This is a genomic window from Nocardia sp. NPDC046763 (assembly GCF_040645495.1).
Taxonomy (GTDB): Bacteria; Actinomycetota; Actinomycetes; order Mycobacteriales; family Mycobacteriaceae; genus Nocardia.
Map to the genome: position 1 here is coordinate 119,052 of NZ_JBEYYI010000020.1, position 20,892 is coordinate 139,943.

General features: G+C 70.3%; 18 protein-coding genes. 13 read left to right on the top strand and 5 right to left on the bottom strand.

Annotated features, from left to right (window positions below):
• Positions 1–78: 78 nt before the first annotated feature.
• The gene (locus tag ABZ909_RS28785; protein ID WP_357005436.1) at positions 79–864 is read left to right on the top strand and encodes a hypothetical protein; all 786 of its coding nucleotides are present in this window, start codon (positions 79–81) and stop codon (positions 862–864) included.
• A gap of 10 nt (positions 865–874) precedes the next feature.
• On the opposite strand, the gene ABZ909_RS28790 is transcribed toward ABZ909_RS28785, so the two are convergent.
• The 5 genes from ABZ909_RS28790 to ABZ909_RS28810 form a co-directional block, all read right to left on the bottom strand.
• Positions 875–2,041, bottom strand: coding sequence for a glycosyltransferase family 2 protein (locus tag ABZ909_RS28790; protein WP_357005439.1), 1,167 nt, complete (start codon positions 2,039–2,041; stop codon positions 875–877).
• Complete coding sequence (locus ABZ909_RS28795) at positions 2,038–2,721, bottom strand: DUF3153 domain-containing protein (protein ID WP_357005558.1); 684 nt, start codon at positions 2,719–2,721, stop codon at positions 2,038–2,040. Before ABZ909_RS28795 ends, ABZ909_RS28790 begins: the two co-directional genes overlap by 4 nt.
• Before the next feature lie 108 nt (positions 2,722–2,829).
• Complete coding sequence (locus ABZ909_RS28800; protein WP_357005442.1) at positions 2,830–3,759, bottom strand: carotenoid biosynthesis protein; 930 nt, start codon at positions 3,757–3,759, stop codon at positions 2,830–2,832.
• Entirely contained in the window at positions 3,756–5,372 is a 1,617-nt protein-coding gene (locus ABZ909_RS28805; RefSeq protein ID WP_357005445.1) for an NAD(P)/FAD-dependent oxidoreductase, read from the bottom strand. Before ABZ909_RS28805 ends, ABZ909_RS28800 begins: the two co-directional genes overlap by 4 nt.
• Positions 5,369–5,980, bottom strand: coding sequence for an N-acetyltransferase (locus tag ABZ909_RS28810; RefSeq protein ID WP_357005447.1), 612 nt, complete (start codon positions 5,978–5,980; stop codon positions 5,369–5,371). Before ABZ909_RS28810 ends, ABZ909_RS28805 begins: the two co-directional genes overlap by 4 nt.
• A gap of 210 nt (positions 5,981–6,190) precedes the next feature.
• Between ABZ909_RS28810 and ABZ909_RS28815 the strand changes: the two genes are divergently transcribed.
• From ABZ909_RS28815 to murC, 12 genes are all read left to right on the top strand, one after another.
• A complete protein-coding gene (locus tag ABZ909_RS28815) occupies positions 6,191–6,631 on the top strand; it encodes an SAV_6107 family HEPN domain-containing protein (protein ID WP_357005450.1) in 441 nt (146 codons plus the stop codon).
• 125 nt (positions 6,632–6,756) lie between these two features.
• On the top strand, positions 6,757–7,182 hold the full coding sequence (locus tag ABZ909_RS28820) for a DUF3040 domain-containing protein (RefSeq protein ID WP_357005453.1): 426 nt from the start codon (positions 6,757–6,759) through the stop codon (positions 7,180–7,182).
• 460 nt (positions 7,183–7,642) lie between these two features.
• Complete coding sequence (gene mraZ, locus ABZ909_RS28825; RefSeq protein ID WP_357005456.1) at positions 7,643–8,074, top strand: division/cell wall cluster transcriptional repressor MraZ; 432 nt, start codon at positions 7,643–7,645, stop codon at positions 8,072–8,074.
• Between the two features lie 184 nt (positions 8,075–8,258).
• Positions 8,259–9,233: a 16S rRNA (cytosine(1402)-N(4))-methyltransferase RsmH gene (gene rsmH, locus ABZ909_RS28830; protein WP_357005458.1), complete on the top strand. Its 975-nt coding sequence runs from the start codon at positions 8,259–8,261 to the stop codon at positions 9,231–9,233.
• A gap of 193 nt (positions 9,234–9,426) precedes the next feature.
• Positions 9,427–9,963, top strand: coding sequence for a hypothetical protein (locus tag ABZ909_RS28835; protein ID WP_357005559.1), 537 nt, complete (start codon positions 9,427–9,429; stop codon positions 9,961–9,963).
• Positions 9,964–10,198: 235 nt separating this feature from the next.
• On the top strand, positions 10,199–11,956 hold the full coding sequence (locus ABZ909_RS28840; protein WP_357005562.1) for a penicillin-binding protein 2: 1,758 nt from the start codon (positions 10,199–10,201) through the stop codon (positions 11,954–11,956).
• 235 nt (positions 11,957–12,191) lie between these two features.
• On the top strand, positions 12,192–13,826 hold the full coding sequence (locus tag ABZ909_RS28845) for a UDP-N-acetylmuramoyl-L-alanyl-D-glutamate--2,6-diaminopimelate ligase (RefSeq protein WP_357005566.1): 1,635 nt from the start codon (positions 12,192–12,194) through the stop codon (positions 13,824–13,826).
• The gene (gene murF, locus ABZ909_RS28850) at positions 13,823–15,307 is read left to right on the top strand and encodes a UDP-N-acetylmuramoyl-tripeptide--D-alanyl-D-alanine ligase (RefSeq protein WP_357005460.1); all 1,485 of its coding nucleotides are present in this window, start codon (positions 13,823–13,825) and stop codon (positions 15,305–15,307) included. The genes ABZ909_RS28845 and murF overlap by 4 nt, the downstream gene beginning before the upstream one ends.
• Positions 15,304–16,380 carry a phospho-N-acetylmuramoyl-pentapeptide-transferase gene (gene mraY, locus ABZ909_RS28855; protein WP_354843024.1) on the top strand — a complete coding sequence of 359 codons (1,077 nt, stop codon included), beginning with the start codon at positions 15,304–15,306 and terminating at the stop codon, positions 16,378–16,380. The genes murF and mraY overlap by 4 nt, the downstream gene beginning before the upstream one ends.
• A gap of 49 nt (positions 16,381–16,429) precedes the next feature.
• Positions 16,430–17,872, top strand: coding sequence for a UDP-N-acetylmuramoyl-L-alanine--D-glutamate ligase (gene murD, locus ABZ909_RS28860; protein ID WP_357005569.1), 1,443 nt, complete (start codon positions 16,430–16,432; stop codon positions 17,870–17,872).
• A complete protein-coding gene (gene ftsW / locus ABZ909_RS28865; protein WP_357005462.1) occupies positions 17,869–19,368 on the top strand; it encodes a putative lipid II flippase FtsW in 1,500 nt (499 codons plus the stop codon). Before murD ends, ftsW begins: the two co-directional genes overlap by 4 nt.
• A 77-nt stretch (positions 19,369–19,445) precedes the next feature.
• On the top strand, positions 19,446–20,891 hold the full coding sequence (murC, locus tag ABZ909_RS28870) for a UDP-N-acetylmuramate--L-alanine ligase (RefSeq protein WP_357005571.1): 1,446 nt from the start codon (positions 19,446–19,448) through the stop codon (positions 20,889–20,891).
• Position 20,892: the final 1 nt, after the last annotated feature.

Sequence of the window (20,892 nt, forward strand, 5' to 3'; positions counted from 1 at the left end):
ATGCCGGATCAAATCCCCGGTATGCGCTGGTCAGCGGAGTAGCGTCGCCCTCGACCCGCGACCTCGAGGGGAGCCACTATGTCCGTGTTCCATCACCTCGTTCGTGTCGCAGGCGCTGTCGGCGCCTGCGCCGCCCTGACGGCCGCCGGTCCGGCAATCCTGGCCGGCCCGGCCGCCGCAGCCCCCGCCGATTCGCCCGCCGCGGCCGTGACCCAGGAGGCGGCCGCCGCCCTGGCCGCCATCACCGCCGTGGGCGACATCGCCGGGTCCGATCCATCGACTCGATTCGATACCGCCGGCCCGTCCGACTGGCTCTCCGCCTACGATCACGCCGTCGACGGCTTGAAGGCCTTGGGCATCCAGCCCTTCCTCTACCCGACCGCCGCCCCCTTCTGCCTCGGCGGCACCACCCTCGGCATCGCCCCCGCCGTGGCGGGCGCCATCCCCGGCCCGTGGCCCAAGTACGGGGTTTCCATTCCCGGCCTGGATCTTTCGGCCGTCAAGGCGGGCCAGACCATGTTCGCCTTCGTCCCCTACGGCATCAGCCCCGACGGCGTCGACACCTCCGGCATGCAGGTGGCCTGGTTCAACATGTCCACCGGCCGTGGCGGCCTCGTCCCCATGGGCCCCCTGAATCAGGTCCTCGACGTCATGATCCCGTCCCAGGTCCCCGCCGAACTCCGCCCCACGGTCGAACAGGCCGTTCGCGACTACTTCACCGCCGCCCTCCCCGTCGGCGGCGTCCGCGCGGTCCCCGTCACCACCGGTTCCGGCGCCGTCCTCGCCGCCGTCTTCGGCACTGTCCGCAACGGCACCTCCACCTGCTTCTTCCTCCCCGCCATCGGCATGACGCCCGTCCCCTGACCGGGCACGGTCAGCGGGTGCCGAGTGGGCGGTCCTTCCATCGCAGCCCGCCCGCCCGGTACCCGCGGTGGGAGCGGGCCGACAGCGTCAGGTAGGCCGCGACCGACAGCGGATGTGCCAGCGCGGCAACGACATCCGCGCCGCCCGGGGTGCCGCCGCTCTCGGTCGAGCGGGCCAGCAGCCGGGCGGTGACCGCTGCGCCGTAACCCAGCAGTCCCATCCGGCGCAGTCGTCCGCGCCCGCATACCGCCGCCAGCGGCGGGGCCCAGAACGCCAGGGCCGCAACCGAACCGACCGCGAGGCTGCCGGCCGGGCCGCCGTAGGCGGACCACAGCCAGCGGGTGTATCCCTCGGTGAGCTCGGTCGTGTTGCGGTACATCCGGGTTTCGGCGAGGGGGCCGGCCGTGACCAGGGTGGTGTGGTGTCCGCCGCGGCGCAGACGGCGGGCGATGGCCAGGTCTTCGGTCACGCTGTCGGCCACGGCCGCGTGACCGCCGAGGGCGGCGTAGGCCGCGGCGTCGAAGACCAGGAACTGGCCGCAGGCTACGGCCATCGCGGGGCGCAGGGTCCGGTTGGCCAGGGTGATGGGCAAGGTCGAGGCCCAGGACCAGCACAGGAGTGGCTGGACCAGGCGCTCCACGGGCGATTCGGCGCGCTGCCGGGGCCACGGGCACACCAGGTCGGCCCGGGCCGAACGCAATTCGCGCACGGCTGCCGCCAGCGCGGCGGGCGCGAGCCGGATATCGGCGTCGAGGAAGATCAGCGTGCCGGTGGGGGGTCCGGGTGCGGGCGACTCGAGGGCGAGATCGGCCAGATGGGCGCAGGCGGCGGTCTTGCCGGTCCAGCCGGGGGCGGGGTCGATATCGTTGCGGGAGAGCAAGAATCGGTCGTCGTCGACGATGACGGTGCGGGCTGCGGCGGTGGTGCCGTCGGTGGAGCCGTCGTCGAGGATCAGCACCCGGAGCCGTGGAATGCCCTGCTGGGCGCGCAGATCGGCGATGAGGGCGGGAAGGCGGGCGGCCTCGTTGCGGGCGGGGACGCAGACGGTCACCGGTTCGGTGACGGGTGGGCCGGCGGGCCGGAGGCGGCGGGTGCCGAGGAGGTTCGCCAGGGCGGTTGCGGCGCCGAGGGCGGCGACGGCGCTACCGGCCGTCACCGCCCTGGCGGCGAGGGTCATCGAGTCTTGGTGCGATCGGGGCGCAGCCAGCGGGCCGCGCGGACGTAGGCCGGCGGATCGGGGTTGCGGGTCATGTAGGCGAGGACGGCGACCACGGCCGCGACCGCGAGGGTGATTCCCCCGACGATGCCCGCCCAGCCGGCGAAGGAGCGCGTATTCGGGTCCGCGTAGCCGACTTCCGCATGCAGGGTGCTGACATCCCCGGCGGGGAGCTTCCAGGACACCACGGAGTCGCCCGCGCGGGTGCCGTTGGTGGTGGCGACGCGGGCCGGGAAGGCCACGGTCAGCTGCACGTCGGAACCTTGGGGCGGCAGGCTCTTCAGGTCCACCCGGCCGGTCAGGGTGACCAGGTCGCCGGTGCGGCTGAAGACCAGGTTGAACATGCCGGAGGTCTGGTCGGACATGCTGCCCAGCTGCTGCACCTCACCGAAGGAGAGATCGTCGAAATACACCTGGCTGCCGACGTATCCGTCCTGCGTGTAGGAATCCACCCGCACCTTGCCCTGCAACCCGTCGGGCGCCTTGAGCTGCGGCCCCTTGTCCTTGTCGTTCTGGGGCACGGCCGCCGCGACGATGTGGCCCGACACCCGGTCATTGGAGGACACACCCATGGACACCTGCACCCGCAGGCATCCGGTCAGCATGACGCCGAGCCCCGCGAACAGGACCACGGCCAGCATCCGCACCCACCGGCGCGGTCGCCGCGCTCCCGACGCATTGGGATCCGACGGTGTCATGGATTCGGGCGTTTCCTCTGCTGTCGACATGTTCGGACTCGGCTGCACGGGTCACATCGTGCCATGCGCCCCGGGCCACAGGGTGATTCGACGGGCGCTCAGCGTCCGAACCAGCGGAATCCCCAGCAGACCGAGCCCGCAGAACCCGTAGCCGGCCGACACCGGCAGCCCCAGGAACACCGCGTGCGCCAGCGTCGAGCCCAGCCAGGTCCACATGAATACCGCCACCGGAACCATGCGCGCCGCGCCGATATCCGGAGCGGTCCGATCCCACCACTCCAGCAACCCCGCCATCACCGCCGCCACCGTGAACCAGCCGGCATAGTTGGTGACCGGAATCTGGCCCAGCCCCGGCAATCCAGCTACCGTCGAGCGCCACGTCCACTGCCCATCCGCGACCAGCTGCGGATCCAGGAACAGATCCCACCCGACGGCCCCGAGCGCCGTCAGCGAAATCCGCCCGGCCGCACCATGACCCAGCATCCCGGCCACCACCCATACGGGATACAGCCCACCGGTCCAGGCCAGCGGCACGATCAGCGGCACCCCGAGCAGCTCGGGACCCAGCCGACCGCTCGCATAGTCGTAGCTACCGAACGGGAACCCGGTCGCGATCCCCAGCACCTCCGCACCGAACCCGATCCCGGACACGATCGCCGGCAAACCAGCAGCCCACCGCACCCCGCGCGTCACCCCGGCATGCACCAGAGCCGTCGCCGCCGACAGCAATACGACCACCACGGTCACCCGATCCCGCCCTGCCCCGTGCGCCAGCGGATACGTGATCTGCACCAGGACCAGCACCACAGCCGGCGTCGCCGCGATCGCCGCGGCCCGGCTGGGGAATCCGGTCTCCGCTCGCCCCGCGCCGATCGGTGTCGGACGTCCGGGGCGCCGAGACGATGGCGCCTGCGCCGACCACGGCGATTTCGGCGCGGCCGCGGTGGGGTTGGTGCGCTCGGGTAGGTCCGGGGAGGTCATCGACGCAGCGAGAAGAGGCGGCGGGGTCGCAGGTCGTGTTCGACCAGGCGGGCCGCACTGCGTCCGCTCGCACCGGAGACGCCGCCGCCGGGATGCGTGGACGCGCCCGTGAGGTACAGCCCCGGCGCCCCCGGAACCCGCTGCCCCGAGAGTTCGGGCAGCGGCCGCCACATGAACATCTGGTCGATGGACATCTCGACGTGCATGACATTGCCGCCCAGCAGCCCCATCTCGCGTTCCAGGTCGGCGGGCGTCTGGACGAAGCGCTGCGTCACCGTCCCGGCGAATCCCGGTGCGTGCGCGTCGACTTCGGCGATGATGCGGTCGGCCTCGCGGTCGGCGTGCGCGGACCAGGCGGTGCCGTCGGCCAGGTCATAGGGATACCACTGCGACCACAGCGTGACCTGATGCTCACCCGCGGGCGCGATGCTCGGATCCAGGGCGCTGAAACTCATGGCCAGCACGACCGGTCGCGGCGGCAGATCCCCGGCCAGCGCGGCGCCGTGCGCGCGACGCAGCTCGCGGCGATCGGTGACGAGAAGCTGCAGGCCGTGAGCGGATTCGGCGGTCTCCGCGCCTGGATACCGGGGCAGATCGCTGAGCGCGGCCCGCACCACCATGCCGATGCCCGGTCCCACCCGAATGCGCCGCCGCCAGCCGGCGAGCACCCGGGCGTCGAATCCGCCCTGCTCCAACAGGTTCAGCGTGGTGAGGATGTGGGTGCCCGCGATCACGGTGTCCGCCTCCACGTTTCGCTCTTCCGTGGTGCGCACCTCCCAGCGGTCTCCGGCCCGGACGATCGCGGTGACCGCGTCCCCGGCGCTCACGATGCCGCCGTCCGATTCCAGCCGCGCCACCAGCGCCGTGGTGAGCGCCCCGCTGCCGCCGACCGCGCGGCCCGGCGGCAGCGTGTGCATGAGCGCCGCGAATCCCACCATGGGCGCGGACCCGGGTTCGGACATGGGCGGCCCGGACTGCGCGCCGAACCAGGCCAGCGCGGCCTTGAGCCGTTCACTGTCGAAGAGGCTGTCCAGCAGCGCGTCTCCGGTCTGCATCATCTCCCGCGACAGGGCCCCGGCACTGCTGCGGCCGGTCGCCCCGGCCGCCTCGCGAGGGTCCATGCCCCAGAACGCCTTCAGCAGGTTCCCGCCCGTCGGCGTCGCCGAGAACGCCCGCATCACCCGGGCGCTGCGCGGTCCCCACACGGTCACGAACCGCCGATACGCCTCGGCATCCCGTTCCCCGCACGCTGCCGTGATGGACGCGCAGGTCCGGTCCACATCGCGATGGAACACGATCGGCGGCAGCCCGCTCCCGGGGGGCGCGGGCGCGAAAGCCCATGGGTCGCAGTCGATGTACCGCAGCCCGAACCGGGCCAGCTCCAGCTCCTCGATGATCCCGGTGTGCCGGATCATGATGTGCGCCGACGAGCCCCGATCGACCAGGTGACCCGGGAACCGCTCCACCGTCGACACCGCCCCGCCCAGTACGGTGTCGCGCTCGAGCACCTCGACCCGATGCCCGGCCCGCGCCAGATAGCAGGCCGCGACCAGCGCATTGTGCCCGGAACCGACGATGACGACGCGGCGGGCGCCGAGGTCGCCGCGGCTCACAGGGGCAGCCGCCGGCCGAGCACCGCGAACCGCCTGGTGTCGCCGGAGAAGATGAAGTGCCGCACCACATCTCCGAACCCCTGCCGCCGATACAGCCGCCAGGCCCGGTTGGATTCCCTATCCACCTCCGGCGTGGACAGCAGCACGGTCGGCTCGGGCCGGTTCTGCAACAGCCGGGTGAGCAGGATCTCGCCGAGCCCGCGGCCCTGCGCCGCCGGGTGCACGTGCAGCTCGGTGAGTTCGAAGTAGTCCGAAAGCAGTTCCCGCGCGGCGTGTTCGGGCCATCCGGTGCGCCGCATGCCGCTGTACACCTGCTGATGCCACCACTGGTGCGCCGCACCGTGATACCCGTAGGCGATGGCCACGATGGGCGCGGTGCGCAGGTCGAGCCGTCCGTCGTCGTCGGGCAGCACCGCCGCCACCGCTTGCCAGCCGGGCCGGGTGGTGTGCTCGGTCCACATGGGCGCGCGCTGGTGTTCGGTGCCGCGCGGGTAATCCATCGCCGCCACATAGACCGAGAGGGCGTCGTGCAGCCGGTGCCGCAGGGTAGCGGCCGACAGGTCGACCACCACGGGCGCGGGCGTCGGTTTGGGGGTGACTGCGGTCATCGGCTGGACGCAACTCTCGTTGGCGCGGACGGATGTGGTCGACAGTAGCGCCACTGGGGAGCGTCAACTTGTCGGTGGGTCTCTCTATATTCAAACCCACGAGAAACCTTCGAATATCTGTTCGATCTTTCCAGCGGGCGAAATGCCTGATCGGGACCGGATGTCCTTCTGGGAAGCGAATGCAGGTGTGCGAGTGGGGAGGTACCCGAAATGAGCGGGAAAACTGAACGACCGGGCCATCCCGGCCGCGCCGGCGATCTACTGCGCAAAGCGGACGGTCTATTGCTGGAAGCCCAGGGGGAAACCGATCCGGCGGAACGCTTCCGCACGGCCTACCTCGCCGCCCTCCGCGGCGCGGGCGCCGTGCTGGCACTCACGGGAGCAGACCGCGCGCCCCGTGCGCGTTCTCGCAACGCCTGGGTCCTGATGCAGCGCGCGGCACCGGAATTCGTGATGTGGGCCGACTATTTCACCGGTCAGTCCGAGACCCGGGCTGCCCTGGAGGCCGGTTTGCCGCGGCCCATCGATGATCACCGCGCGGACGAGTTCGCTTCGCGGGTAAACGCATTCCTGCACGACGTGGCGGACCTGCTGGCCGCCGCGGCCCGGCTGCGGCCCAGTTCAGGGTGGGTAACCGGAATGCTGGCGTGAGTATCGGCGAGTAGGTGGTCGCGGTCTGATCGAACTCGTATTATTGGTGGCAGACAGCCGCCAAGGTCGGCTATCCGTCGTCTACCCGGAGACGACAGCCACCACCTAGTGCCGGGGGAGGTACCGTGCCACTCTCCGAGCACGAGCAGCGCATGCTCGAACAGATCGAGAGCGCGCTCTATGCTGAGGATCCGAAGTTCGCCTCGACTGTTCGGGGTGGACGGTTACGTTCTGCCACTGGTCGACGCAGACTTCAGGCGGCCGCCCTGTTCGTCCTCGGTCTGTTCCTATTGGTGGCCGGTATTGCCGCGCCGTTCAAGCCGGGCGGCTTCCCGATCATCAGTCTGGTCGGATTCATCATCATGTTCAGCGCGGGTGTGCTGTTGCTGATCGGTGGCCCTCGGATGGGCGCGCCGAGCAGTCGCGGCGCCGATGCGCATCCCAGCGCGGGCGGCGCTCCCGGCGCCGGCCACGGGAAGCCTCGCAAGCAGGGCGGGTTCTCCGCGCGGATGGAGGACCGGTTCCGCAAGAGGTTCGAACAGGACAGTTGACCGGGCTGCCGTGCCGCCGAGGGTTTTCGGCGTCGCACGGCAGCGGACCATGATCGACTAACTGAAGATTCAGCGACACGCCGTGACGCCACACCGATTTGGGGTGTGGCGTCACGGCGTTTCTCATTGGTGCCGATTCGGCGTGTCGGGAGCGGTCCAGGATTCCCCATACCTCCCCACAGGGGGTCCCCACCGCGCCCCACGAATGTCGGAAATGCACGCTATCTGCGGGTTTGCTAGCGGTTGTCGGACGCTCCCCGGCGCGCGTCGCGCGTGTCGGGGGAACTGCAGGAAATCTTCCCCACCTCGGTGATAGCTGGTGTGACCTGCGAAGTTCGCCAAGCGGGGACCGAGATCACCGACGCTTTCGATTGAAAGTGGGGGAAAGTGGGGTAATGTGGAGCCCGCACTACAGGAGGCCGAACAGTCGAGAGGGTGATCCGGCAGGAGGTGTCGAGGCTTGTTTCTCGGGACCTATACCCCTCGGTTGGACGACAAAGGGCGACTGACGTTGCCTGCGAAGTTCCGGGACGAGCTGGCGGGAGGGTTGATGGTCACGAAGGGACAGGACCACAGCCTTGCCGTGTATCCCAAGAACGAGTTCACCGCCCTGGCGCGGAGAGCCGCGGCGGCATCCCGGTCCAATCCGCAGGCCCGCGCATTCGTCCGGGCCTTGGCGGCTTCCAGTGATGAGCAGCGTCCGGATGCACAGGGCCGGATCATGCTGTCGGCCGAACATCGCCGCTACGCCAATCTGTCCAAGGATTGCGTGGTGATCGGTTCGGTCGACTTCCTCGAAATTTGGGACAAGACGGCGTGGGATTCCTACCTCGCCGAGCACGAGGAGGATTACTCGCAGGCCAGAGACGAGTCGCTGGGCGGGATCTTCTAGCCCGCAGCGAGGCGAGTGCCCTGCGGCCTCTGCCCGACACCGACCCTGACGTACTTCCCCAACGCCAGGTACGGTGCTTCGGTCAGAGACCACGGGGCATTCGCCCAATTCGAAGGTCCTTTTCGCTAGCGACCATATATGGCCGTGCGAATGAACGTGAGGCAGGAAATTCCGGGAGGTCGAGGTGCACCGAGGCAGTGATGGCCCCCGCCATGTTCCGGTTCTCCTCCATCGCGCCGACGAAATCCTCGGTCCCGCATTGCATTCCGAGGGCGCGGTCTACCTGGACTGCACGCTGGGGCTCGGCGGTCATGCCGAGTACTTCCTGCAGACGTATCCGAATATCCGCCTGGTCGGGCTGGATCGCGACACCGCGGCGCTGAAGCTGGCGGGCGAGCGACTAGCACCGTTCCGGGATCGGATCACCCTGGTGCACACCAGGTATGACGGCATCGCGCCCGCGCTCGAGCAGGCCGGGTTGCCCGACAAGGGCTCGGTCAGCGCGATTCTGATGGACCTGGGTGTGTCCTCCATGCAGCTGGACGAGGCCGATCGCGGGTTCGCCTACTCCATCGACGCGCCCCTGGACATGCGGATGGACTCCAGCACCGGCCCCACGGCCGCCGATGTGCTCAATACCTACAGCCATGGCGAGCTGGCCCGCGTGCTGAAGACCTACGGCGAGGAACGGTTCGCGGGCAAGATCGCCGCCGAGATCGTGCGGCGCCGCCAGCGCACCCCGTTCACCACCAGCGCGCAGCTCGTGGAGCTGCTCTACGACGCCATCCCGGCCGCGGCCCGGCGCACGGGCGGGCATCCGGCCAAGCGCACCTTCCAGGCATTGCGGGTGGAGGTCAACCGCGAGCTGGAGTCCCTGGAGGCCGCGCTGCCCGCCGCGCTGGACGCGCTGGCCCCGGGCGGCCGCATCGTGGTCATGAGTTACCAGTCCTTGGAGGACCGGGTGGTGAAGGCGGCGCTGGCCAAGCGGTCGGTATCGCGCACGCCCCTGGACCTGCCGGTCGAATTGCCCGGTATGGGACCGGAATTCAGGATTCTGACCCGCGGCGCGGAGAAGGCCACCGAGCAGGAGATCGAGGACAACCCGCGGGCCGCTCCGGTGCGCATGCGGGCGGCCGAACGGATCGTAGGGGAGGAGTAATCGTGAGGTTCCGGGGTAGAACGGCGCACCGGGCGGGCATCCGCGGGGTCGGAGCCGCGCTATGACGATCAGGACGCAGGCGACGGGCCGGGGGGCCCGCCGGGTGCAGGCCGCCGAACGGGTGAAATCGGGTGCGGCGCAACGGGCCTACGCGCGCCGGCGCAATCGGGAGGGCGGGACCGACCTGCCGGGTATGCGCCGGGGCCGGCGCAGCGATCCGATGCCACGCGGCCGTATGTCCTTCGTGGCCACCATCATCGCGCTGCTGGGCTGCGGCCTGGCGTTGACGCTGCTGCTCACCACCCGGGCCACCGAGGACAGCTATCAGCTCGGCGATCAGCGCCGCGCCAACCAGAAGCTGTCCGACGAGCGGGACGCGCTGCAACGTGAGGTGGCCTCGGCCGATTCGGCCCCCGAATTGGCCAAGCGCGCAGCCGAACTGGGCATGATCCCGGCCAAGGATCCGGCCCGGCTGGTGATCGGCCCGGACGGTCAGGTCACGGTGGTCGGCAATCCGCAGCCCGCTCAGGGAGCGCCCGCGCCGCCGCTCAACACGACGCCGTCGGCCGCCGCGCAGCCGCCGAAGCTGCAGCAGGCCCAGGGCGAGCGAGTGATCCCGGTGACCACGCCGCCCGCCCCGCCGACCACCACCGCCGCGAATCCCGTTCCGGCGGCGCCGGTCACGACTCCGCAGAACCCGCAGGTGCAGGCGAACGGAGCGCCCCGATGAGCCGCACCGCGGCGCCGGCGAACGGGGTTGGTCGATGAGCCCTACCCGCGCGGGGCGCGGGCGCGATTCCGGCCGGGGCCGGTCCGATTCCGGTCGAGGGCGGGTCGCCGCCGCCGGCCGGAGTCGGTCGGGTTCCGGCCGTGCCGGTTCGGGGCCGGGACGTCGGTCCAGGCCGCGGCCCGCTCCGGGACTGGACTCGAGCACGCGATTCCGGTTCGGGGTGGGCCGGTTGGTCATGCTGGTGGCGCTCGCGGTGGCGGCCATCCAATTGCTGTGGGTGCAGAGTATTTCCGCGCCGAAGCTGTCCGCGGAGGCGGCCAGCCAGCGCACCGTGAAGGTGGCCGATCCGGCCAACCGGGGGCCGATCACGGATCGGTACGGGAAGTCGCTGGCATTCACCATCGCGGCGAAGGAGCTCCACTTCCAGCCGGTGCGGGTGCGCAAGGATTTGGCGGACGCGCACGACAAGACGCCCAAGACCGCACCGGATCCGGATGATCGGCTGGCGGCCATCGCCAAATACATTCACGAGAAGCTGGGCAATGACGCGCCCGAGAAGGACATCCTGGCCAAGCTGAAGAGCGACGAGCCGTTCGTGTACCTCGCGCGGAACGTGGACCCCCGGGTCGCCTCGGACATCACTCTGCAGTTCCCCGAGGTCGGGATGGATCGGCAGGATATGCGCGAGTACCCCGGTGGGTCCCTGGCCGCCAATGTGATCGGCGCGACCGGCTGGGACGGGCACGGCCAGATCGGCCTGGAGTCCTCGATGGACGCGCTGCTGGCCGGCTCCGACGGCTCGGAGACCTACGACCGCGGCTCCGACGGCGCGGTGATCCCGGGTTCGTGGCGTGACCGCCAGCCCGCGGTGAACGGCTACGGCCTCGAGCTCACCCTGGATTCGGATCTGCAGTACTACGTGCAGCAGCAGGTGCAGCAGGCCAAGGACCTCTCGGGCGCGGGCGCGGCCTCGGCGGTGGTGCTGGACGTGCACACCGGCCAGGTGCTGGCCATGGCCAATGACAACACCTTCAATCCCGCCATGGGACCGCAGTATTGGTCCACCACCGATCTGGGCAATCCGTCGGTGCAGGAGGTGTACGAGCCGGGCTCGGTGAACAAGATCGTCACCGCGGCCGCGGCCATCGAGTACGGCCTCACCACTCCCGATGAGGTGCATCAGGTTCCGGGCAGCATCTTCATGGGCGGTGTCACCGTGCACGATGCCTGGGATCACGGCGTTACCCCCTACACGACCACCGGGATCTTCGGTAAGTCCTCGAACGTGGGCACCCTCATGCTGGCGCAGCGCGTCGGCGAGGACCGCTATTTCGACATGCTCAAGAAGTTCGGCCTGGGCCAGCGCACCGGCGTCGGCCTGCCGGGTGAGAGCGCAGGCGTGGTGCCCGCCCGGGACCAGTGGTCAGGCTCCACCTTCGCCAACCTGCCCATCGGCCAGGGTCTTTCGATGACGACCCTGCAGATGACCAGCATGTACCAGGCCATTGCCAATGGCGGCGTGCGGGTTCCGCCGCGCATCGTGAAGGCCAAGATCGCCCCGGACGGCACCCGCACCGAGGAGGAGCCGCCGGAGGGCGTCAAGGTGGTCACCCCGCAGACCGCGCAGACGCTGCGCCAGATGTTCCAGGCCATCGTGCAGAAGGATCCGCGTGGTATCCAGAGCGGCACCGGCAGCCCGGCCGCCATCGAGGGCTATCAGATCGCGGGCAAGACCGGCACGGCTCAGCAGATCGATCCGAAGTGCCGCTGCTATTCCAGCGACCGCTACTGGATCACCTTCGCGGGCATGGCCCCCGCCGACAATCCCCGCTATGTGATCGGCATGATGCTGGATGCGCCGGTGCGCAGCTCCGACGGCAGCGGCGGCGGCTCGGCCGCGCCCCTGTTCCACAGCATCGCCTCATGGCTGTTGCAGCGCGACCGCATCCCGCCGTCGCCGCCTGCCAAACAGCTGATTCTGCAGGCGAGTTAGAGCAGGGAGCGGATGGTTGTGACACCCACCGCCGCCGGTGTGTGCGCCGGCGGGTGACCGAACTCCGCCGTGCCGATCGCGCGGCGATCGAACACAGGTAACCTGACACGTCGATCCGGTCATCCGGACCGATTCATGCATATGACCGCCCCTGGAGAGGAGCTTCGTGCCCGCGCAGTCGGTTCCGCGCAGCGGAGATCGAGCAGAGCCGCCGAGCGGAGATCGGGCACCGCATGTGCTTCGGCCCGCCGCGCCGCCGACCACCGCCCTGCGCACGGTGGCGGAGCTGACGGGCGCGCGGCCCGCGGAATTCGCGGCAGCACTCGAGGACGTCCAGGTCACCGGCATCGAGCAGCGCTCGAACGCGGTGCTGCCGGGTGATCTGTTCGCCGGTCTGGCCGGAGCCCACGCGCACGGCGCACGCTTCGCCCACGACGCGGTCGAGCGCGGCGCGGTCGCGGTGTTCACCGATCCGGCGGGCGCGGAACTGATCGGCGAGATCGCCGTCCCGGTGCTCGTGCACGACGCGCCTCGCGCGGTGCTCGGCGAGTTGTCTTCGGCCCTTTACGGTGATCCGTCTCGCAAACTCCGCATTGTCGGTATCACCGGTACGTCCGGCAAGACGACCACGTCGTATCTGGTGGAGGCCGGGCTCGCCGCGGCCGGGCTGCGCACCGCCCTGATCGGCACCATCGAGACCCGCATCGGCGGCGTCCGGGTGCCCTCGGCGCTCACCACGCCCGAGGCTCCGCAGCTGCACGCCATGTTCGCGCTCATGGTCGAGCGGGGTGTGGACGCGGTGGTCATGGAGGTCTCCAGTCATGCCCTGGCGCTGGGCCGGGTGGACGGGGTGAGCTTCGCGGTCGGCGCGTTCACCAACCTGTCCCAGGACCACCTCGACTTCCATGCCGATTTCGAGGACTATTTCGCCGCCAAGCGCCGCCTGTTCATTCCGGACGGCCCGGCCTCGGCCGCCGCGGCGCGCCCGTCGGTGGCCGCGCGCGCGGCCGTGATCTGCGTTGACGACCAGTGGGGCCGACGCCTGGCGGACGACGTATCCGACTGTCTCGCAGCCGGATCCGGTGATACCACGGGCCGCCTGCGCACCGTGGCGACCCGGCCGGGCGTGCCCGCGGACTGGACCGCCGGCGCGGCCACCGCCGGGCCCGGCGGCACCCAGGAGTTCACCGCTTCGGGGCCGGGTGTCAATGTGGATGTGCGGCTGCGGCTTCCGGGCGCGTACAACATCGCCAATGGAATCCTGGCGGCCGCCGTGTGCGCGGCGGCCGGGGTCGAGGCGGAGACTGCCGCTGCGGCGTTCGGCACGGTCGATGTGCCGGGCCGCATGCAGCGGGTGGATAGGGGTCAGGAGTTTCTGGCCGTGGTCGATTACGCGCACAAGCCCGCCGCGATCGAATCGGTCGTGGCGACCCTGCGCACGTGGTTGGCCGACCGCCAGCGCCTCCCCGGGCTTGGGGAGGGCCGTCTGGCCGTAGTGGTGGGCGCGGGCGGTGATCGCGATGCCGGCAAGCGGCCCCTGATGGGTGCGGCGGCGGCGCGCGGCAGCGACCTGGCCATCATTACCGACGACAATCCGCGCGGCGAGGACCCGGCCGCCATCCGCGCCGCGGTGCTCGCCGGTGCCGAACAGGTACCGGTCGCGGAACGCGGTGAGGTCCGGGAGGTTGGGGACCGGGCGGCCGCGATCAAGACCGCCGTCGACTGGGCGCAGCCCGGCGACGTGGTGCTGGTCGCGGGCAAGGGACATGAGACAGGGCAGGAGATTTCAGGCGTGAAGCATCCGTTCGACGACCGCGAGGTACTCGCGGCCGCCCTGTCGGAAAAGACGAGGGACCTGACGCTTTCATGATCGAGATGACTTTGCGGGAGATCGCGGAGGTCGTCGGCGGCACGCTGCACGACGCCCCCGATCCCGAGGCGAAGGTCACCGGCTCGGCCGAATTCGATTCGCGCCGTATCGGTTCCGGTGACCTGTTCCTGGCGCTGCCCGGTGAGCGCGCCGACGGCCACGACTTCGCGGCGCAGGCCGTCGCGCAGGGCGCGGTCGCGGTGCTGGCCGCCCGGCCCGTCGGGGTGCCCGCCATCGTGGTGACGCCCCGACCCGGGAACACGCGGGCCATCGCGCTGGCCCACGACACCGACGGCTCCGGCGCGGCGGTGCTGTACGCGCTCGGCGCGCTGGCCCGCGCCAGCGTGGACCGCCTGGTCGAGACCGGGAACCTGACGGTGATCGGTGTGACCGGCTCCGCCGGCAAGACCTCCACCAAGGATCTGCTGGCGGCGGTGCTGGCGCCGCTGGGACCCGTTGTGGCCCCGCCCGGTTCGTTCAACAACGAGCTGGGCCACCCGTGGACTGCGCTGCGCGCCGGCGCCGGGACCCGCTTCCTGGTGCTCGAGCTGTCCGCCCGCGGACCCGGGCACATCAAGGCGCTCACCGAGATCGCCCCGCCGGGTGTGGGTGCCGTGCTCAATGTCGGCACCGCACACCTGGGCGAGTTCGGCAGCCGCGAGGTGATCGCGCAGACCAAGGGCGAGCTCGTCGAGGCCCTGCCGGCCTCCGGGCTGGCGGTGCTGAACGCCGACGACCACCTGGTCACGAAGATGGCCGATCGGACCGCCGCTCGCGTGGTGACCGTCGGCCAGGCCGCCAACGCCGATGTCCGCGCCTCCGACGTGGTTCTCGACGACCAGGCCCGCGCCCGATTCACCTTGCACGCCAACGGCGAGTCGATCGAGGTCCAGCTGGCCGTGCACGGTGAGCACCAGGTCGGCAATGCGCTGTCCGCGGCCGCCGTCGCCCTGGACCAGGGCGCGGACCTCGCGACCGTCGCGCGGGCGCTGTCCGGCGCGACCGCCGTCTCGGCGCACCGCATGGACGTGCGGACTCGCGCCGACGGCGTCACCGTCGTCAACGACTCCTACAACGCCAACCCGGATTCGGTGCGTGCCGCGCTCAAGGCGCTGGTCACCATGTCCAAGGCCGGGACCGAGCCGCGCCCCAGCTGGGCGATCCTCGGTGAAATGGCAGAACTGGGCGAGGAATCCGTCCTCGAGCACGACAAGATCGGCCGCCTGGTGGTGCGCCTGGATGTGGATCGCCTGGTTGTGGTCGGCCAGGGCCGCCCCGTGCGCGCCCTGTTCCAGGGCGCGGTGCAGGAGGGCTCCTGGGGTGAGGAGGCCATCCACGTGCCGGACATCGACGCGGCCATCGCCCTGCTCGACGAGGAATTGGAGCCGGGTGCGGTGGTGCTGGTGAAGGGTTCGAACTCCGCTGGCCTGTGGACGGTCGCCGACCATCTGATCGGTGCGGAGCAGGAGGCCGCGCGATGACCCAGATCCTCTTGTCGGCGGCCATCGCGCTGACCGTCTCCATCCTGCTGACCCCCGTGGTGATCCGTTACTTCGCCAAACAGGGCTTCGGACAGGAGATCCGGGTCGACGGCCCGGAGAGCCACAAGGCCAAGCGCGGCACCCCCACCATGGGCGGCGTCGCCATCATGATCGGCATGTGGGCCGGCTACCTCGGCTCGCACCTGATCTCCATGACCTACGGCGAACCGGGCCCCTCGGCCTCGGGCCTGCTGGTCATGGGCCTGGCCACCGCCCTGGGCTTCGTCGGCTTCACCGATGACCTGATCAAGCTGCGCAAGCAGCGCAACCTGGGCCTGACCGCGGCCGGCAAGTACATCGGCCAGCTCACCGCGGCCGTCGTCTTCGGCGTCCTGGCCCTGCAGTTCAAGAACATTCACGGTCTGACCCCCGGCGACAAGCGCCTGTCCTACACGCGCGACATCAATACGCTGTCGATGAGCGTGGTGGTCTTCCTGGCGTTCGTCTGCCTGCTGGTGGTGGCCTGGTCCAACGCGGTGAACCTGACCGACGGCCTGGACGGCCTGGCCGCTGGCTCGATGAGCCTGGTGCTGGGCGCGTACATGATCATCACGTTCTGGCAGTGGCGTAACTCCTGCTCCGCGCACGCGGTCGCGGGGTGCTACCAGGTTCGAGATCCGCTCGATCTGGCCCTGGTCTGCGCCGCGGGCGGCGCGGCCTGTATCGGCTTCCTATGGTGGAATGCCGCGCCCGCCAAGATCTTCATGGGCGACACCGGCTCGCTGATGCTGGGCGGTCTGCTCGCGGGCCTGTCCATCACCACCCGCACCGAGCTGCTCATGGTCGTCATCGGCGCGCTGTTCGTGGCCGAGGCCGCGTCGGTGGTGCTGCAGGTGGCGGTCTTCCGCGCCACGCGCAATCGCCTGTTCAAGATGGCACCGTTCCATCACCACTTCGAGCTGAGCGGGTGGGCCGAGACCTCGGTCATCATCCGGTTCTGGTTGCTGGCCGGTATGGCCTCGGCGATCGGACTGGGCCTGTTCTACAGCGAATACCTCTCTGCGGCAGGGTGAGTGAGCAATGTCCGAACATTCTCCGAGGGTCCTGCGATCGCCGGGGCCCATGCTCGAATTCCTACGTGGCCGTGATGTGCTGGTGGCCGGTTGGGGCGTCTCCGGACGCTCGCTGATCGAGCCGCTGCAGGACATCGGCGCGCGGCCGGTGGTCACCGACGGCGGCGAGAAGGCGCTCGCCGAGGCCGCCGAACTGGGCCTCGGCACCGCCACCAGTGCCGACCTGCTCAAACCCGATGCGCTGCAACGCTTCGCGCTGGTGATCACCAGCCCGGGCTGGCGGCCGGACTCTCCGGTGCTGGTCTCGGCCGTCACCGAGGGCATTCCGGTGTGGGGCGATGTCGAGTTCGCCTGGTGGGTCGATCAGGCCCGCATCTACGGCCCGGTCCGCAAGTGGCTGGTGGTGACCGGCACCAATGGCAAGACCACCACCACCCAGATGACGCACTCCATCCTGCGCGCCGCCGGGATTCCCTCGGTGGCCTGCGGCAATATCGGCCTGCCCATCCTGGACGCGCTGCGCCGCACCCCGGGCCCGCAGATCCTGGCGGTGGAACTGTCCTCCTTCCAGCTGCACTGGGCGCCGTCGGTGCGCCCGGAGGCCGGCGTGGTGCTGAACGTGGCCGAGGATCACCTGGATTGGCACGGTGGCCTGGACGCATACGCCGCCGCCAAGGCGCGCGCGCTGACCGGACGGGTCGGCGTGGTCGGCCTGGACGACGCCGTCGCCGCGGCGCTGGCGCGAAAGTCCAAGGCGCGCCGCACCGTCGGCTTCCGCATCGGCGTCCCCGCCGACGGCGAGCTGGGCGTGGTGGACGGCAAGCTGCTCGACCGCGCCTTCACCAAGGCCGCCATCCTGGCCGAGGTCGGTGACATCAGCCCGCAGGGCCCGGCCGGTGTGGCCGACGCCCTGGCCGCCGCCGCGCTGACCCGATCCATCGACGTGGCACCGCAGTTCGTGAAGGAGGGCCTGCAGGAGCACAAGGTCGGCCCGCACCGGGCGGCCTTCGTGCGGGAGCTGTCCGGCGTGGAATTCGTCGACGACTCCAAGGCCACCAACCCGCACGCCGCGCGCTCCTCGATCCTGGCGCACCCCAGCGTGGTCTGGGTGGCCGGCGGTCAGCTCAAGGGCGCTGGCGTCGAGGACCTCATCGAGGAATGCCGCGAACATCTCGTCGCGGCCGTGCTGTTCGGCCAGGACGCGGCGGCGATCGCGGCCGCGCTCGCGCGACACGCGCCCGATGTGCCGGTCGTGGAGCTGAATTCGGGGGACGATGCTCGGATGGGTGACCCCTTCACCGAGATCGAGCCCGAAGCGGTGATGGCGCGCGCGGTGCGCGTGGCGGCCGGCTTCGCCCATCGCGGCGATACCGTGCTGCTGGCCCCGGCCGCGGCGTCCCTGGACATGTTCGCCGACTACACGCACCGCGGCCGCAGCTTCGCCGCCGCCGTGCAGGCCCTGGACGAGAAGGACATCGGGAGAACCGAATGACGACGGCGACGCCGCGGCGGGCCGGGAACCAGACCCAGCGACCGAGAATCGGATGGTTCGGGGCCTGGCTGGCCCGCCCGCTGGCGTCGTTCCATCTCGTGGTGGCGATCGCGGTGCTGCTCACCGTGCTCGGCCTGGTCATGGTGCTCTCGGCCTCCAGCGTGGAGTCCTATGCCGACGGCGGTTCGGCCTACAAGCTGTTCATCCAGCAGGCGGTGCTGGCCGCCTTCGGCGCGGTGCTGTTCTATATCGCGTTGCGGATTCCGATGCGGGTGATGCGCCGGCTGTCGTTCCCGGTCTTCGCGCTGTCGGTAGTGCTGCTGGTGCTGGTGCTCATCCCCGGCATCGGCAGCGAGGTGCAGGGTTCGCGGCGGTGGTTCGACCTCGGCGTGGTGTCGGTGCAGCCCTCGGAGATCGTGAAAGTCACGCTGGTGGTGTGGGGTTCGCACCTGCTGGCCTCCCGGCAGACCGAAAAGGCTGGGTACAAGGACATTCTCATGCCGCTGGTGCCCGCGGGCCTGCTGGTGTGCTTCCTGGTCGTGCTGGAACCCAACCTGTCCACCACCATCGCGCTCGGCATCGTACTGACCTCGCTGCTGTGGTTCGGCGGGCTGCCGCTGCGCATGTTCGTGACCATCGCGGTCTCGGGCGGTGTGGCGGCGGCGATCCTCGCGCTCTCGGCCGGCTACCGGTCCGACCGCATGCGCGCCTTCTTCAGCCCGGGCGACGACCCGCAGGGCATCGGCTACCAGGCCAGGCAGGCCATGTACTCGCTGGCCGACGGTGGCATCTGGGGGCGCGGCCTGGGCCAGTCCCGGGCCAAGTGGAGCTATCTGCCCAACGCGCACAACGACTTCATCTTCGCCATCATCGGCGAGGAGCTCGGGTTCCTCGGATGTGCGCTGGTGCTGGGGCTTTTCGCACTGTTCGTCTACGCCGGGTTGCGGATCGCGACCCGCTCGGTGGATCCGTTCATCCGGCTGCTCACCGCCTCGGCCACCACCTGGATCACCTGTCAGGCCCTGATCAATGTCGGCTATGTCGTCGGTTTGCTGCCGGTGACCGGCCTGCAGCTGCCGCTGGTGTCGGCGGGGGGTTCCTCGCTGGCCATCACGCTGCTCATGTTCGGCATCATCGCCAATGCCGCCCGGCACGAGCCCGAGGCGGTGGCGGCCCTGCACGCGGGCCAGGACGGCCGCTTCAGCCGGCTGCTGCGCCTGCCGAAACCCGAGCTGTACTCGCCTGCGCGGGCGCAGGCCTCCCGGGCCCGCACCAAGGCGAAGGCGAAGGCGAAGGCCAAGGTGAAGTCCGCCCCGCAGCGGCGCGCGCTACCCTCGGGTCGGGGCCGGGGCGGCTCGGAGTCGTCGTCGCGGCGGTCGATAGATTCGGATTCGGCCCGGCGCACCAGCCGCTCCACGGAGTCGTGGCGCAGCACCCGGGCCTGGGAACCCAACTATCCGATGAAACACGCGAGGGAACGGGGTAATTCGAGGTGACAGTGGAGCGGCCGGACAGTGATGTGGGAACCGCCGAGGCTCACACCGACCTACCCGACCATCTGCAACGCGTGCACATGATCGGCATCGGTGGTGCCGGTATGTCCGGGATCGCCCGAATTCTCCTGTCGCGTGGCGGCATGGTCTCCGGCTCCGACGCCAAGGAGAGCCGCGGCGTGCTGGCCCTGCGGGCGCGCGGCGCCCAGGTGCGCATCGGCCACGACGCCGGCGCCCTGGACCTGCTGCCCGGTGGGCCCACCGCCGTGGTGACCACCTACGCTGCCATCCCCAAGACCAATCCCGAACTGGTGGAGGCGCATCGGCGCGGCGTGCCGGTGCTGCTGCGTCCGGCCGTGCTGGCCTCGCTCATGCAGGGCCACAAGACGCTGCTGGTGTCGGGCACGCACGGCAAGACCTCGACCACCTCCATGCTGGTGGTGGCCCTGCAGCACTGCGGATTCGACCCGTCCTTCGCAGTCGGCGGCGAACTCAACGAGGCCGGCACCAACGCCCACCACGGCACCGGCGGCATCTTCGTGGCCGAGGCCGACGAGAGCGACGGGTCGCTGCTGCAGTACGCGCCGGACGTCGCGGTGGTCACCAATATCGAGTCCGACCACCTGGACTACTTCGGTACGGACGAGGCCTATGTCCAGGTCTTCGACGATTTCGTGGACCGGCTCGAACCGGGCGGCCGCCTGGTGGTGTGCGTGGACGATCCGGGCTCGCTGGGCCTGGCGCAGCGGTCGGTGGCCCGGCTGGCCGAGGATCCGCGCGGCATCCAGGTGATCGGTTACGGCTCCGGCGATTTCGCCACGTCCGGTGTCCCGGTCGGCGCGCAGCTGCTGTCCTGGGAGCCGCGCGATGTCGGCGGCGTGGCCGTCTTCCAGCTCGCCGACGAGCATGCCCCGCGCACCCTTCGCCTGTCGGTGCCCGGCCGGCACATGGCGCTCAATGCGCTGGGCGCGCTGCTGGCCGCCCGCGCGACCGGCGCCGATCTGGGCGAGATCATCCAGGGCCTGGAGGGTTTCGGCGGGGTGCACCGGCGCTTCCAGCTCACCGGACGCGAGAACGGCGTGCGCGTCTTCGACGACTACGCCCACCACCCGACCGAGGTGCGCGCGGTGCTCTCCGCGGCCGCCGAACTGGTCGCGCAGGAGGCGCGCGACGGCGCGCGCTCGCGGCCGGGCCGGGTGATCGTGGTGTTCCAGCCCCACTTGTACAGCCGCACTGCCACTTTCGCGACCGAGTTCGGCGCGGCGCTGTCGCTGGCCGACGAGGTGGTGGTGCTCGATGTGTACGGCGCGCGTGAAGAACCGCTGCCGGGTGTGAACGGCGCGCTGGTGGCCAACGCGGTCACCAAACCTGTGCACTATCAGCCGGATATGTCCCGGGTCGGCAAGCAGGTGGGCGCGCTGGCGCGGCCCGGCGACGTGGTGATCACCATGGGCGCGGGCGATGTGACCATGCTGGGCAGCCAGATTCTGGACGGGCTGCGCGCACGACCCGCACACGGGCGGTGAG

What these genes read in the sequence shown, in the direction of transcription:
- ABZ909_RS28785 (WP_357005436.1), top strand. Translation starts at nt 79, where the DNA reads ATGTCCGTGTTCCATCACCTCGTTCGTGTCGCAGGCGCTGTCGGCGCC.
- ABZ909_RS28790 (WP_357005439.1), bottom strand. Translation starts at nt 2,041, where the DNA reads ATGACCCTCGCCGCCAGGGCGGTGACGGCCGGTAGCGCCGTCGCCGCC.
- ABZ909_RS28795 (WP_357005558.1), bottom strand. Translation starts at nt 2,721, where the DNA reads ATGCTGGCCGTGGTCCTGTTCGCGGGGCTCGGCGTCATGCTGACCGGA.
- ABZ909_RS28800 (WP_357005442.1), bottom strand. Translation starts at nt 3,759, where the DNA reads ATGACCTCCCCGGACCTACCCGAGCGCACCAACCCCACCGCGGCCGCG.
- ABZ909_RS28810 (WP_357005447.1), bottom strand. Translation starts at nt 5,980, where the DNA reads ATGACCGCAGTCACCCCCAAACCGACGCCCGCGCCCGTGGTGGTCGAC.
- ABZ909_RS28815 (WP_357005450.1), top strand. Translation starts at nt 6,191, where the DNA reads ATGAGCGGGAAAACTGAACGACCGGGCCATCCCGGCCGCGCCGGCGAT.
- ABZ909_RS28835 (WP_357005559.1), top strand. Translation starts at nt 9,427, where the DNA reads ATGCGCCGGGGCCGGCGCAGCGATCCGATGCCACGCGGCCGTATGTCC.
- ABZ909_RS28840 (WP_357005562.1), top strand. Translation starts at nt 10,199, where the DNA reads ATGCTGGTGGCGCTCGCGGTGGCGGCCATCCAATTGCTGTGGGTGCAG.
- murF (WP_357005460.1), top strand. Translation starts at nt 13,823, where the DNA reads ATGATCGAGATGACTTTGCGGGAGATCGCGGAGGTCGTCGGCGGCACG.
- mraY (WP_354843024.1), top strand. Translation starts at nt 15,304, where the DNA reads ATGACCCAGATCCTCTTGTCGGCGGCCATCGCGCTGACCGTCTCCATC.
- murD (WP_357005569.1), top strand. Translation starts at nt 16,430, where the DNA reads ATGCTCGAATTCCTACGTGGCCGTGATGTGCTGGTGGCCGGTTGGGGC.
- ftsW (WP_357005462.1), top strand. Translation starts at nt 17,869, where the DNA reads ATGACGACGGCGACGCCGCGGCGGGCCGGGAACCAGACCCAGCGACCG.
- murC (WP_357005571.1), top strand. Translation starts at nt 19,446, where the DNA reads ATGATCGGCATCGGTGGTGCCGGTATGTCCGGGATCGCCCGAATTCTC.